Here is a 256-nt window from a genome sequence, read left to right as displayed (position 1 = left end):
CGGCTACGCCGTCTTCTACGCGGTGACCACCTGGTCCCTGTCCTATGCCACCGAACGGCTCGGGGTCGACCGCACGGTGATGCTCGGGTGCATCATGGCGGCCGTGGCGCTCAAGGGGGTGCTCACCCCGGTGGCCGCGGCGCTCAGCGACCGCTACGGGCGGCGTCCCCTGTGCCTCACCGGCTGTGCCGTCACGGTGCTGTGGATGTTCCCGATGATCGCCCTGTTGCGCACCGGTGAGCCGCTGCTGATGTTC

The 256-nt window shown here is 69.5% G+C and carries 1 protein-coding gene; it reads left to right on the top strand.

Annotated features, from left to right (window positions below; genetic code table 11):
• Nucleotides 1–256, top strand: a 256-nt coding sequence (locus ACSNOK_RS35110; protein WP_436784750.1) for an MFS transporter, incomplete at both ends; no start/stop codon positions are given.

Origin of the sequence: Streptomyces sp. URMC 126, assembly GCF_051386555.1 — a bacterium.
Taxonomy (GTDB): Bacteria; Actinomycetota; Actinomycetes; order Streptomycetales; family Streptomycetaceae; genus Streptomyces.
The sequence above is the reverse complement of the archived record's forward strand: the minus strand, read 5'-3'. Positions and strand labels throughout refer to the sequence as shown.